The sequence below is a fragment of the Hahella sp. HN01 genome (assembly GCF_018986435.1).
Lineage (GTDB): Bacteria > Pseudomonadota > Gammaproteobacteria > Pseudomonadales > Oleiphilaceae > Hahella.
In genome coordinates, this window is record NZ_JAHMIN010000002.1 from 270850 (window position 1) to 284393 (window position 13544).

The 13544-nt window shown below is 57.6% G+C and carries 10 protein-coding genes; 3 read left to right on the plus strand and 7 right to left on the minus strand.

Annotation, left to right across the window (positions count from 1 at the left end):
- Positions 1 to 211: 211 nt before the first annotated feature.
- Complete coding sequence (locus tag KP814_RS03545) at positions 212 to 988, plus strand: BPSS1780 family membrane protein (protein WP_216735459.1); 777 nt, start codon at positions 212 to 214, stop codon at positions 986 to 988.
- Positions 989 to 1003: 15 nt separating this feature from the next.
- Here the strand turns inward: KP814_RS03545 and KP814_RS03550 are convergent, their stop codons facing one another.
- The 4 genes from KP814_RS03550 to KP814_RS03565 form a co-directional block, all read right to left on the minus strand.
- Complete coding sequence (locus KP814_RS03550) at positions 1004 to 1891, minus strand: hypothetical protein (RefSeq protein ID WP_216735460.1); 888 nt, start codon at positions 1889 to 1891, stop codon at positions 1004 to 1006.
- Between the two features lie 87 nt (positions 1892 to 1978).
- Positions 1979 to 3721 (minus strand): sugar phosphorylase, encoded by a 1743-nt coding sequence (locus KP814_RS03555; RefSeq protein ID WP_216735461.1) that lies wholly within the window; start codon positions 3719 to 3721, stop codon positions 1979 to 1981.
- Between the two features lie 115 nt (positions 3722 to 3836).
- Positions 3837 to 5063, minus strand: coding sequence for a glycosyl transferase (locus KP814_RS03560; protein ID WP_216735462.1), 1227 nt, complete (start codon positions 5061 to 5063; stop codon positions 3837 to 3839).
- A 70-nt stretch (positions 5064 to 5133) separates the two neighbouring features.
- Positions 5134 to 5970, minus strand: a complete 837-nt coding sequence (locus tag KP814_RS03565; protein ID WP_216735463.1) for a mannosyl-3-phosphoglycerate phosphatase — start codon at positions 5968 to 5970, stop codon at positions 5134 to 5136.
- A 576-nt stretch (positions 5971 to 6546) separates the two neighbouring features.
- On the opposite strand from KP814_RS03565, the gene KP814_RS03570 reads away from it, so the two are divergent.
- Both KP814_RS03570 and KP814_RS03575 read left to right on the plus strand, forming a co-directional pair.
- Positions 6547 to 7791 carry an HD-GYP domain-containing protein gene (locus KP814_RS03570; protein ID WP_216735464.1) on the plus strand — a complete coding sequence of 415 codons (1245 nt, stop codon included), beginning with the start codon at positions 6547 to 6549 and terminating at the stop codon, positions 7789 to 7791.
- 11 nt (positions 7792 to 7802) lie between these two features.
- Positions 7803 to 9101 carry a bifunctional diguanylate cyclase/phosphodiesterase gene (locus KP814_RS03575; protein ID WP_216735465.1) on the plus strand — a complete coding sequence of 433 codons (1299 nt, stop codon included), beginning with the start codon at positions 7803 to 7805 and terminating at the stop codon, positions 9099 to 9101.
- A 19-nt stretch (positions 9102 to 9120) separates the two neighbouring features.
- Here KP814_RS03575 and gap read toward each other — a convergent pair whose 3' ends face one another.
- The 3 genes from gap to KP814_RS03590 form a co-directional block, all read right to left on the minus strand.
- Positions 9121 to 10119, minus strand: coding sequence for a type I glyceraldehyde-3-phosphate dehydrogenase (gene gap, locus KP814_RS03580; RefSeq protein WP_216735466.1), 999 nt, complete (start codon positions 10117 to 10119; stop codon positions 9121 to 9123).
- A 174-nt stretch (positions 10120 to 10293) separates the two neighbouring features.
- Positions 10294 to 12519, minus strand: a complete 2226-nt coding sequence (locus KP814_RS03585; RefSeq protein ID WP_216735467.1) for an NHL repeat-containing protein — start codon at positions 12517 to 12519, stop codon at positions 10294 to 10296.
- Between the two features lie 67 nt (positions 12520 to 12586).
- Positions 12587 to 13354, minus strand: a complete 768-nt coding sequence (locus KP814_RS03590; protein WP_216735468.1) for an ABC transporter substrate-binding protein — start codon at positions 13352 to 13354, stop codon at positions 12587 to 12589.
- Positions 13355 to 13544: the final 190 nt, after the last annotated feature.

A 13544-nucleotide genomic window follows, 5' to 3' on the forward strand; every position in this document is an offset into this window, starting at 1 on the left:
GGGTGGGCTCTGCTATGCTTGCATCTGTCCAAGCATTTATTCGCGTAGCAATGATATTCGTATGTTAATGGCGTGTTAATAAAGAGGCGCAAGGATGCGCCTGCGCGGCGGCCAGCCGCGGGAGGCTGGGCCTGACATATGCAGACCCTGTCGTTGCAGACAAATAGAAGGAAGCTATTTGCCTGCCTGATTAATAATAGGAGCCTGTCACGTGTCCGACCCCAATCCTTACCAATCGCCGTCCTCAGAAGTGATGGATGAATCCAATTCGCCCGGCGTACTGGGTCCGCCGCAAAGCATGCCCGCTGGCTGTGGCTGGAGCTGGATTGCGGAAGGCTTTGCAATATTTCGCGCCGGTCCAGGGCCTTGGATGGGCATGATGATCGTGTACGTTCTGATCATGTTTGTGGTGGGGATTTTGCCTTTGATCTCCATTGTTCTGGTGAATATTCTGGCGCCTTTGCTGATGGCGGGTTTTATGATCGCCAGTCGCAGAGGCGCGACCTCGGGACGCATTGAGTTTGCCGATATGTTCGCCGCCGTGCAGGGAAAGTCGACGCCGTTGATTCTGTTCGGCCTCATCGTTTTGGGATTCTCCGCATTGATTATGATCATCTGCGGCGTATTGTTTTTTTCCTCGGTGGCGGACTCCATGGACGCGGCGCAGTTCGGCGGCGCGCCTGACGCCAAGTTCCTGCTGGCGGTTCTGATCTATCTGGGATTATTAATACCGCTGATGATGGGCGCCTGGTTTGCGCCGGCGCTGATCGTATTTCACGATCTGGGCCCCTGGGACGCGTTCACTACGAGTTTCAAAGGCTGTTTGGTGAATATCATTCCGTTTCTGCTGTATGGAATCATTTCTCTCATACTCATGATTCCGGCGATGATTCCTCTTTTTCTGGGAATGCTGGTGCTGGGACCGACGCTGATTGGCTCGATCTACGCCGCCTACAAGGATATTTTTCTGGTCACCGAGCAACAGTGAGCGGGCCCTGGATTCCTAGGGTCTGATGCTGCGCAATAGCGTCAGCAGGTCGGGCGCCAGTTGCGCGTAGCTGGCCAACAGGCCGGCGGCGTCCAGGGCGTCGGCTTTGCTGGCCAGGGCATTCTCCTGCACCTGATCCACCAGTCGATGCAGATAGCGTTCTCCGCGCAGACGGTTCACTGCGATTTCCGATATCGGCGCCAACAGAGGCGCGATGGCTATGGCGGCGACTACGCCGGCGGCGGCTCCGCTCCAGGTCACCCAGGCGGGCGCGCCGGCCCATTGCACCCAGAGCGCCCCCCACCAGGACTGCTGCGCCAGATACAGGCTGCTCGCCATGGCGCTGCCGGTGGCGACGGCGCTGCCGAAGGTGGCTTGTCCGCCGAGACTCTTGCCCAGCGCGCCGATCAACAGAAATACCAGTAGATCGCGTCCGCCTTCCCGGGGGCCGCTCAGAGACTGCATACGCTGACTCAAAAACGACTGAATCTCCTGCTGATGGCCCTGCATATGCGGCTGACGCATCAGCTCGCCGCATTCCTGCAGTTCTGGAATATGGCGCTCCATAAGACGTTGAATCTGGTTTTGCAAAGCGGGCAGTTGCAACAGCTCTTCTGTGATGATGCGCAACATCGCCTGCTCCTTACCTGACAGCTCCGCCTGCGCTGCCGCCTTATTGCGGCGTATCAGCTTGCCGGCGACGCGGACCAGCCCCCGCGGCAGGCTCATCAGGTCCGCCGGGATATCACGGCGATGGGTCCAGTGGCGCCGCAGAATGGCTTTGGTGGAAGACATATGCTCCGCGTACACCTGGGGAACGCGGGCATGGGCTTCAGTGAAGTGACGCAGGAGCGTTTGTTCAATGTCCTGCTCAAGCTGATCTGTGGCGGAAGCGTCTGACACGGTGAGGGCGCTGCTCAAAGTAATGGGTTAATGCGCTCACGATTTTACCCTATCGCGCCGCAAACCGGCATAGCGCTTTGTTTTCCCCTACAGCCTCACGTTGGTCAGCCAGATGTACTGGTAGGGACGCAGGATAATCTGGCCTACCCGATCCTCGAACGCCTGCTCGGAAATCAAATCGAACCACTGATCGGTGGAGATCAGGTTCAGCTCCGCCAGATTAATCGTCTGCGGCTGATCCGAAACGTTATGAATGGCGAAGATGCTTTGCATGCGATCCTGGCTTTGACGCCAGAATGAGAACAGCGCATCTCCGGTGTGCAGAGTGTATTGCGTGGCGTTGGGATGAAAGGCCTTTTGGCGCTTGCGGGTGGCGATCAGCTTCTGCATGGCGGCGAATACTTTCGGATGATGTCCATCCCCTTGCAGCGCCTGCTCCAGATCCTGCTGACGCCAGATATGACGATTGATGGAGCGGAACTGACCGGTGTGCTCCACCCGCTCATGATCATTTTCGGTTCCGACCAGACTGTGAATATAAAACGCGGGGACGCCCTCCAGCGCCAGCATGATGGCGTGGGCGCATAGGTAACGGGCGAAGCCCAAATGGTCGGGGCCATGCTGCACGGTGCCGCTGAGCGCGTTCCACAGACTGATGTTGATCTCATAGAACTTGGGCTGGCCATCGGGACCGGTGCGGGCGCTGGCCTTGCCGCCGAACTTCTGCATGGTGGACACCAGCGCATCCAGCTCCCACTCGCTCAGCAAACCCTCGGTCGGGCGCAATCCCACGCCGTCATGGGAGGCGATGAAGTTCAGATAAGTGGTTCCCTGTTGCGCCGGCGGCATGCTCATCAGCCACTTCTTCAGGTACTCGCAACTGCCGGTGACCAGACTGTTGATTAGTAATGGCGGCAGGGAGAAGTTGTAGATCAGATGGGCTTCGTTGGCGTTGCCGAAATAGGTCAGGTTTTCGTGGTTGGGAATATTGGTCTCGGTAATGATGACCGCGTCATGGGCGCGATGCTCGATCAGCAGGCGCAACAGCCGGATCATCTCATGCGTCTCCAGCAGGTTGATGCAGGAGGTTCCGGGGACTTTCCAGAGAAACGCCACCGCATCCAGCCGGAACCAGCGCACGCCTTTGTCCAGATACAGGCGCAGTATGCGCAAAAACTCCAGTAACACCTGTGGATTACGGAAGTTCAGGTCGATCTGGTCATGGCTGAAGGTGCACCAGACATGACGGACGCCGTCAGCCGTGGCGACTTCCCGCAGCAGCGGTGAGGTGCGCGGCCGCACCACCTGAGTTAAATCCGTGTCGGGGGCTGCCTCTACAAAGTAATCGGCGCCGGGCGTCTGTCCCGCTTTGTAGTTCTCGAACCAGAGCGAACGGCTGGAGCAATGGTTGATGACCAGATCTCCCATCACCTTGAACTCACGGGTGAAGGCGGCGATATCCTCCCAATCGCCGAGGGCGGGATTCACGGTGGTGTAATCCATCACGCTGAATCCGTCGTCGGAGCTATAAGGAAAAAACGGCAGAATATGCACGATGCTGATGCAGTGCCTCAGCTGGCGGCGTAAAAACTCATGCAGGGTCTGTAGTGGCGGCTCGTTATCGCTGCGTAGCGTATCGCCGTAAGTGATCAGTACGGCGTCTTCTTGAGACCAGGGGTTGCGGTGAGGCTGGGGAGGCGGCGCGTTGGGCTCCAGTCCGAATGTGTCCAGACACTCTTTGACGAAATTAAGCGCGTTGACGTCCGGATACAGCGTTTTGATGTGCTCCATCAGGCGCTGCTCCAATTGAGTGAGCGAGGCGTGCTCCATAATTTTGCAGTTCTCCTGGTCGGAAAAGAGGGTTATCCCAAGGCGTCACCTACAGCATAGTCTGTGACTGGATGGTTCGGGCGTCTCCATGGCGACGCCGAAACCCCAGTGGACTTTACTGGACGGCGAACTCCCGCATGTCGGCGTCAACGGCGTCATAAAGGCGCGTCAGCACGCTGGGGAAGGCGCTGATGACCCGGTTCCATGACGGGATGAACGGCGCTTCCATCGGATGCTCCAGAAAGTACTCGCCCGCCTTCATGATATTCTTGGCGAACAGCTCTACGGCTTGTTCTTCATGGTGCACGTCGAGGGCCAGACCATTGATTTCGGCGTCGTTGCGATAGGTCTCCACAAAATCCAGCGCAATGCGGAAATAGCAGGCCTTGATGGTGCGGAAGGTTTCCTGATTGAAGACGATGCCCTGGGTGGCCAGCTTGCGGAACAGGGCTTTGGTGATGTCGATGGACATTTTCGACAGCCCGGTGTCGTCGTTGTCTGCGGACAGGTCCTGGTGCTTGTGGTCGTAAACGTCGGCGATGTCCACCTGACACAAACGGTTGGTGGAGTAGTTGCGCTTCATTTCGCTGAGGACGCCGATCTCCAGGCCCCAGTCGCTGGGGATGCGAATGTCGTTGATCACGTCTTTGCGGAATGAGAACTCGCCGGCCAGGGGATAGCGGTAGCTGTCCAGATAGTCGAGGAAATCCAGGTGGCCGAGTACTTTCTTCAGCGCCCGCAATAGCGGCGTCACCAGCAGACGGCTCACGCGGCCGTTAATTTTGCCGTTGGCCACGCGGGCGTAATAGCCTTTGCAGAATTCATAGTTGAAGTTGGGATTGGCCACGGGATAAATCAGGCGCGCCAGTAACTCGCGGTCATAAGTGACGATATCGCAGTCATGCAGGGCGACGGATTCGCAGGCCCCGGAGGCCAGCACATAGCCGAGGCAGAACCAGACGTTGCGCCCCTTGCCCGGTTCCCGCGGCGACAGCGACTCCTGCTTCAGTTCCGCGTCGATGGCGCGCAGTCGGGGACCGTCGTTCCACAGCACCCGATGGCGCTGCGGCAATGCGGAGAAGAACTGCAGAGCTTCCCGGTACTGCCCTTCATCCGCCCGGTCCAGACCAATGATAATTTCCTCCAGATAAGGCACTTTGCATAAGTGTTCCAGGATGCGCGGCATGGCTTCGCCCTGCAGCTCTGAATACAGGCAGGGAAGCACCAGCGCCAGGGGTCTGTGTTGAGAAAATGCGACCAGTTCCCGCTCGATATCCTCCAGTGGACGACGGGACAGGTTATGCAGGGTGGTTACTATGCCGTTTTGATAAAAATCGCCCATGCTTGATCCTCTTTATTGTCGGCGTGCGTCCCCTGAATGAAGCCGGAACGCCGCAGCATTCCGGCGCAGGTTACGAACGCATGGATGGCGCGTTCAGCGACTGTTGCGACGCAAGCACCTGTTCTACGGCTTCGGCCCAGCCTTCGGGACCGAACTTCTTGGTCAGGATGCGCTCCTTGCGCTCCAGGGAGGGCGGCAGATGCGAGGGAGAACGCACTACCACCGCAATATCCGCGGCGTTGAGCATGGCGATGTCATTATGGCTGTCGCCCAGGGCCATGCTGACCGGCGTTTCGCCGCAACGTTCGGCGTAAAGCTCCGTCAGCCACTGCATGGCGGTGGCTTTATTGAACTGCCCCATCACATGCAGGAAGCGGCCGCCGCGTAAAATTTGCAAACCAGTGTCATTGAGTTCAGCGGTAAACTGTTTCAACGCCGTCGGACTGTCCTCCCAGACCAGCGGCTCCGTGAACTCGCGTTGCTTGGCGAGGGCCGCATCGGCTTTGGATAAACCAGTGAGCGACGCCACCGTTTCGGCGTCCATTTCGTAAAAGCTCTTGAATCCGTAGGAGCCTTTAAACTCCTGCAGAACATCCAGAATATGCTGACGGCTGGGACCGAAGCTCTTGGCGTAAAACTCTTCGCTGACATGCGCGCCGCAGAAGGGCTCCTGGAACTGGGACTTGGGCAGATACACCGCGGCGCCGTTCTCAACGATGAACGGGTCTTGATGATGCAGTCTTTGGCGTAATGCGCGCAGTTCGGCGTAAGTTTTACTGGTGTTCCAGACGCAGGGAATGCGCCATTGCTTTAACTTGGCCAACGTGGGTAATGCTGAATCCGCAGCGTAGGTGTGGTGATCGAGCAAGGTGCCGTCCAGGTCGGTGTAGATAATTAGCTGGCTCATATCGTTCCCACTGGGACTATCGTCCGGTTGATGTCGTTGTGACGGTGTTTCTGCAAATCCGATACCAGCTTCCCGGCAGCATGTATGTTTCTCGCTTTCGTTCCTTATTCGATCTGGTCTGGTATGGCATGACGGTGCGGAGAATCCCGATTAGTGCGTTGGATGCGCCCTAAAAGCGGGCGCCAAAGGGGCGCAAGCGCCAGGGCGCCTTATTTTGGTGCGCGTAACGCAAGAAAATCTGTTCTCTTTTTCTTTTACGCTTCCGGGCGGGTTGGCGCAACAGGATGGCGGATGCTGGCGTGAGTCAGCCGCTGAGAGGAATACACACAATCAGCTACAAATTTCTGCATGTCATCCATATATAAATTAAGCTATAAGAAACGGATTAATAAATCAGCCATACGGAAAAGGCGCCTGCGGCGCGCGCGACGAAAAGCTTACATAAATCGTTAACGGTAAACGCATAGCTGAAACTCACGAAACATCCCGCCGGCAAGCGCCCAAGGCGCACGAACCGAAACAGCGTCGATGGAAATGACGAAAATCTCCATCTGCGCTTAACTGAATCGGGTACGCATGAAACACGAAATTAAGACGATCGAACTTCCCTGCGGCAAGCTTGAGGTGGGTATGTTCGTCAGCCAGCTGGATCGTCCCTGGCTGGATACGCCGTTTCCGTTACAAGGCTTTTTGCTGCGCACCCGGCGTGATATCGAATTACTGCAACAGTTTTGCGATTACGTTTATATCGATACGGTTAAAGGGCGCAAACCCAAGGGCGGCGTTTCGCCTTTGTCTGTAAACATCAAGGACTCCCTGCAGCGTCGTCGCAAATTGTTGCCTGGCGTCAAGCTGCACAATTATGTGGATGTCGCGCCGCTGGAAGAAGAGATGCCGGTGGCCAAAGCGCTCTACAAAGATTTCAGCGCCAACGTCGCCTATCTGATGGATGAAATGAGTCGCGGCGCTTCCTTCCAGCTCAAGAAATTTCAGGCCCTGGTGGCGCCTATGGTGGAGAGCGTTATCCGCAATCCGGACGCCTGCGCCTTGATGGCCCGCATGAAGAATCAGGACTCCTACGCCTACAAACACTCCATGAGCGTTTCCGTCTGGTGCGTCATCATGGGGCGCCAGTTGGGGCTGTCGCAGAAAGATCTGGAGGAGCTGGCGGTTGGCGGGCTGTTATTGGATGTGGGCAAGCTGCAACTGCCAGCGGAGCTGTTGATGCAGGCGCGCCGCCTTGAAGATCATGAGTTCGAACTGATGAAAAGCCATGTGGCGCGCGGCATGGAGACCGTGCAGAACATCGAAGGCGTCAGCCGCACGATATTGGCCATGGTGGAGAATCATCATGAGCGCCACAATGGCTCCGGTTATCCTCGGGGCATGGCGGCGAACGCGATTCCCATCTATGCGCGCATCGCGTCTCTGGCGGATTGCTATGACGCCATCACCAGCCAGCGTCCTTATGCTCATCCTCTGCCGCCCTCGGAAGCGGTGCGCAAGTTGTATGAATGGCGCAACGTGGAATTTCAGGCGGAACTTGTAGAAGAGTTTATCCAGGCGGTGGGCATCTATCCTGCCGGCACCCTGGTCGAATTGACCGACGGACAAGTGGGCATCGTCATCGGAGAATATCGCTCCAGACGTCTGCGTCCCCGTTTGTTGATGTTGCTGGATGGCGAGAAAAACCTCTACGACGTCCCCAAAGAGCTCGATTTGCTGGATTGTCTGGAAACCAGCGCAGGGCGGCCGCTGCATATCGAACGCAGCCTGGAGCCGGGCTCTTATGACATTGATCCTGAAACGCTCTATATCTAGATGGAGTCATCATGAGCGACGCCCTCAACACGACGACGCCGCAGCGCAGTGAGTTTCTGCAGGAACTGCGGCGCGCTGCGACAGTGTTGCCGGAGGGGCGCGCGCTGGGCGTCATTGTCTTCGATCTGCGGCGTTTGCTGAGGACCAACGAAGTCTATGGCGACGCGGTCGGCGATCACCTGTTTCAGGCCGTCGGCGAGCGCCTGCATAAACTCAGGGAAGGAAAAGGTCCCGTCTTTTGCGTGGGTGACGGACGCTTCGCCATCACGGTGCAGGCGGTCAGCGCGGCGATATTGCAGTTGGCGGCGCAGCAAATGCTAAAGATGCTGGAACAGCCCTTGGATATCGATAGTCACCGTCTCAGCGTGCACCTCACCTGTGGCGGCGCCAGTTATCCCGCTCATACCTCCAAGCCTGAGACCTTGCTGAATTGCGCGGAGCAGGCACTGTCCGGGGCCAAGTATCTGCGCGTGCGTTATATGGATTACAGCGACATGCCGGAAAGCCATCGGCTGGGAGACTGGAATATTGAAAAGGAAGTCATTCAGGCGATTGAGCAGAACTCCCTGGAGCTGTATTTCCAGCCCAAAATCCATATTCCCTCGCAGACCGTCGCCGGCGCTGAAGCGTTATTGCGGTGGCGCAGTCCGACCCGAGGATATGTGTCGCCGGAACTGTTTATCCCCTATATCGAAAACGCCGGTCTTTCCTATGAACTGCAGAAGTGGGTGCTCAATACCGCCTTGCGCCTGGGACGCGACTGGCTGGACCGCTATCCTGACTTTGCCCTGGCGGTGAATATCTCGCCGGAGTTTGTCTCCAATCCTGAACTGAGCAATCTGGTGCTCGGAGCGCTCGGCATATGGGACGCTGAGCCGGAAAACCTGGTGCTGGAGCTGACGGAAACGGTGCTGTTATGGGAGCGCAACCGCAGCATCGATAATCTGGAGTCGCTGAGAGTGACCGGCGTGTCCGTCGCGATTGACGACTTCGGCACCGGTTACTCATCGCTGGAATATTTCAAAGATCTGCCCGCCAACCAATTAAAGATCGATAAGGCGTTCGTCTTTCGCATGCTGGACCATCCTGCGGACGGCGACATGGTGGGTCTGATGATCCGGCTGGCGCACATCTTCGGCATGCAGGTGGTGGCGGAGGGCGTGGAGGACGCCGCCTCGTTGCATCGTCTGGCCGCGATGGGCTGTGAGCAGGCGCAGGGCTATTATTTTTGCAAACCCATTCCCCGCGACGCCTTCACCGAATGGATGCATGCCTTTGATCCGGCGCAGTATTTCCGCGAAGACGCCTAGCGCTGCGCGTTCGTCCGTTTCAGGCGCTCATCATTGTCAGCGCAGTGTCCAGCATACGATGAGAAAAACCCCATTCGTTGTCATACCAGGCCAGCACCTTGACCATGCCTTCATGAGACTGGGTATGGTTGGCGTCGAAGATGGCGGAGGCGGTGGAATGAGTGAAGTCGATGGAGACCAGCGGCTGGTCGTTGTACTCCAGGATCGGCGTCTCCCGGCTGGCCGCCAGCATCATGGCGTTGATCTCCTCGGCGCTGACATGGCGCGCCACCTTTAAAGACAAGTCCAGCAGGGACACATTGGCGGTGGGCACCCGCACCGCCATGCCGGTCAAACGCCCCTCCAGCCCCGGCAGCACCTTGCCAATGGCGCGCGCGGCTCCGGTGCGGGTGGGGATCATGGACAGCCCGGCGGCTCTGGCGCGGAACAGATCTTTCTTATGCGCCAGGTCCAGCAGATGCTGGTCGTTGGTATAGCTGTGAATGGTGGTCAGCACGCCTTGTTCGATGCCCAGATTCTCATGCAGCACCATCGCCACCGGCGCCAGGCAGTTGGTGGTGCAGGAGGCGTTGGAGACGATGGTGTGACGGGCTTCAAGCACATGTTCATTGACGCCGTACACCACCGTGGCGTCGGCGTCTTCGGAAGGGGCCGAGATCAGCACTTTCGAGGCGCCGGCCATGATATGGGCCTCGGCCTTTTCCCGTTTGGTGAATTTGCCGGTGCATTCCAGCACCAGATCCACATTGGCCACCGCCCAGGGTAATTCCAGAGGGTCGCCGTGTTGCAGCATGGCGATGTCGTCGCCGGCGACGCGCAACAGTTCGCCACTGAGCCGCACTTCCTGATTGAATTTGCCATGAATGGAGTCGTAGCGCAGCAGGTGGGCGCAGGTCTCCCGGTCCGCCAGATCGTTGATCGCCACCACCTGGATCATGTCCCGATATCCGGACTCATAGATAGCGCGTAGTACATTGCGTCCAATGCGACCGAAACCGTTGATGCCGACCCGTATCATATGTAACCCCTTCGCATGGCCTTTTTGCGGCGGCCGCCCCTGGCATTGTCCGTTAACAGAGTGACTAGGTTAAGTCTTTGATCTGTGTACGAAATGACGCCAAGGGCAGACTACCAAGTTTATTTGCATAAACTTAAGTATAGAGCCTGCGCGAAAGTTCGTTATTTCAGGCCACTAAAGGAACATGGTTGGCGGCGGATGCTTCGCGCGCAGGCGCGCGTGGGCCTCCTGCAAACGGTCCAGATGCGTCTCCCTCAGCTCCGGCTGCTGTTGCTCATCAGACTGACTGGCCAGCACCAACAAATGCTCTTTAATTTCCTCCGCGGTCGCCTTGGTTTCCGGGTGCATGGCATGCAGATGCGGCGCTGGCGCGCGGCGCAGTCGCACCTGGCGCTCACCATTGAGGGCGGGCGCGGGTTTGCGGTCGTCCAGTTCATACAGGTGCACCACATTCAACGCGCAATCGGGTACGGCGATGAAATTGCCGGCGCCATGGAGAAGAAAAGGCATCCATAACTGTCCAGTGCCGGGTTCGGCCCCCAGGCCCGCATAGCTGCAGATAAACTGGCCGTCCGGGGTAAACACCTTGAGGGCGCGGTTGACCAGATCGTTCACCACCAGATGGCCATTGACGTAATGCACGCCCGTAGGCAACAGAAAGTGATCGCCGGTCTCGCCGTATCCAGCCTGGCCAAACGCGCCGACGTAAGTTCCGTCCGCCTCGAAAATCTGAATGCGGTTGTTGAATTGGTCGCTGACGTAGACGCGTCCTTGTTCATCCAGGGTCACGTCGCTGGGGGAATGAAACTCTCCTGGTCCGGCGCCAAGGCGGCCGAAAGTGCGAACATGACCGACAATGCCGTGACTATCGATGCGCCATTGTGAAATCCGATGATTGCCGGAATCCGCAATATAAATGTCTCCCTGCGGCGATACCGCCATGCCCATTGGCTTCGACAATTCCCAGGGATCGTCGCCGGGTCCGCCGAAGAAGGTATAAAGCGTCAGGTCGTTGATGAAAGGGTTGTATTGCAGGACGGAGATAAAGCCGCTCAAGTAGTTGCCGAGCAGCAGCAGGGGAGCGTCTGCGTCGATTTGCCCGGGCAGGGGTTGTGGCGGCTGGTAAATATCTACGCCCAGCATGCCGGCGAACATGGCGTAACTGATCTGCTCGGGAATTTCCACTTGTTCATTGAGGTCCGAATGCAGCACCGTGCGCGGCACTGCGTTCATCATCCAAACGCCCACATCCGGGTCTTCCCGCACATTGAGAGCGGAACGCCACCACATCTGACAGGCGTCCCAGTAATGGAACCACCATTGCGCGGACATCTGCGCCGGCCAGAACGGAGAAGAGGCGTCAATTTGTGGCGAGGTTATCCGGGGCTTGTCCACCATCGCCACGGAGGTCACATAGTAAAACTGGCCCGGATTACTGCGCGGGTTGCCAGCCTGGGCGATGAATGTGGGGGTATCCAGACCGGGAATCAGATCCTTGGGATCAAGCAGGTAGACTGTCGCCAGAATGGGGTCGGACACCAGCAGCCGATTGGTTTTGCCGGGGACGGCAGTGACCTGGATAGGGGCGAAGAAGCCGTGCATGGTGTCCAGCGGCTGCCCTTCGCGATCAAAGACGCCAACCTGATATTCGCCGCTGCCGGGAATATACAGGCGGCCATGGGCCACTGACACATCCCGGGCGACGCCAAGACCGGTCAGTTCGCTGCGCCCGCTGGTGGCGAACGGAACGCCTTTGCCCTGCAGATCGCAACGGAGCACGTTGGCGTGGCCGGTGTTGGCGATGTACAGGCGACCCTCGTCATCAGAGCTGAGGCCTTGCGGCCACAGCAGCGTGAACTGTTCTCCGCCGCAGTCGATATGCTGGATGTCGTGGCTGAATTCGCCGCTTTCAGTGAAAATGGCGATACGGCTGTCGCCCTCACTGTTGGCGTAAAATTCATCCGCTACACAGAGATGACTGTCAATAAAAGTCAGTCCATTCGGCCCCACCAGGGGTTCTTTCTGTTTATCCCCAAATACATTGACCACATCCAGCTGCAGATCCTTGCGATACGCGATGACCTGGATGCGACGATTGGCCAGATCCGACACGTACATGAGCGCTTTCGTAGGATGCGGGCACAGACGGAAGGGCATGTTGAAACGGCCGGGTTCCTTGCCCGGACCTCCGAATACCGCCAACACCTCGCTGAGGTAAGGATTCATGATCACCAGACGATTGTTGCCGGTGTCCGCGATCCAGACGCGCCGGTGACGGTCCACCGCCAGACCGACTGGCGAGTTGAAGGTGAACTCAGGATGGGTGGCGAGAACGAAAGGCGTGGCGGCGGTTGCGGCGGTTTCAGTATGACCAAGCGAAGAGCGATAACTCAGCAGCATGACGGGCTCCCTTTCTGACTGAGCGATACAGTCGGTTTCCGCCCTGCGGCCTGATCTGCAAATCACATCACGGCGGCAGAAACCATTTTCCCTCTGCGACCAGCTCATGCAGCGCGTCTTCCAGATCTTTGAGCAACATGGCGGCGTGATCGCGCTTCTTGCTCACGACGAAACGCGCGTCCAGGGAGGACAAACGCTTGCGATGCAGGTCCTGGACCGGCTGTTTCTTCAGCTCCAGCCGCATAGGTCCATCATAGTTTAGTAGATAATCGCAACGTTTCACTTTGAGCATGCCAATGGCCTGGGCATGGTTGAAAGCGGAGCAGTCACGGATGCGGTTGACCGGATCGCGGAGAAAGCTGATGGCGCCGCCGTAACTGAATCCATGCAGCAGGACCACGCTTTCTCCCACCAGATCTTCAACGCGGTTAATGATTTTCTTGTCGCCTTGCCAATAGGCGTTGAGTTCGATCCGGGCGACGATAGAGTCGCCGACCAGGGTGGCGCCAGTAAATTCCGGCAAGGTGGCGAGCCCGATCCAGAGATCGATTTTGCCGTCCGCCAGCTCAATCGCCATGCGGCGGGTGGGGCGGGAGACGGCGCGCCAGGAATACTTTTTTTTCTCCAACAGCATGCGCGCGAGATCAATCAGATAGCCTTCCGGCTTTCCCTCGTCATTGGTGAAGAAAACAGGCGGGAATTCGATGTAACCGACGACGACTTCTTTGTCTTCCGCGAGCAGATCGTGAATGTCGACATCAGCGAGAACGGGCGACGAGATCCACGCCAGGGCTCCCGAAAGCAACAACGTAAACAGACGGTGAAAGGTGTTCAAGATGACTCACATTGAATGCATAAGCGTTCAGCCGACGCTCGGCGTTTATTCCGTCAAAACACAGGAGAGAATCCTGCAGCGAAAGTCCTGTTCGCAGTCGTCAATGCGATAGTGTCAGCCGAACGGAATGCGAGTTCCGGCGGCTGATGCGGGCGTATGACCCTTCTGACGGTCTGCCTGAACAATGCTA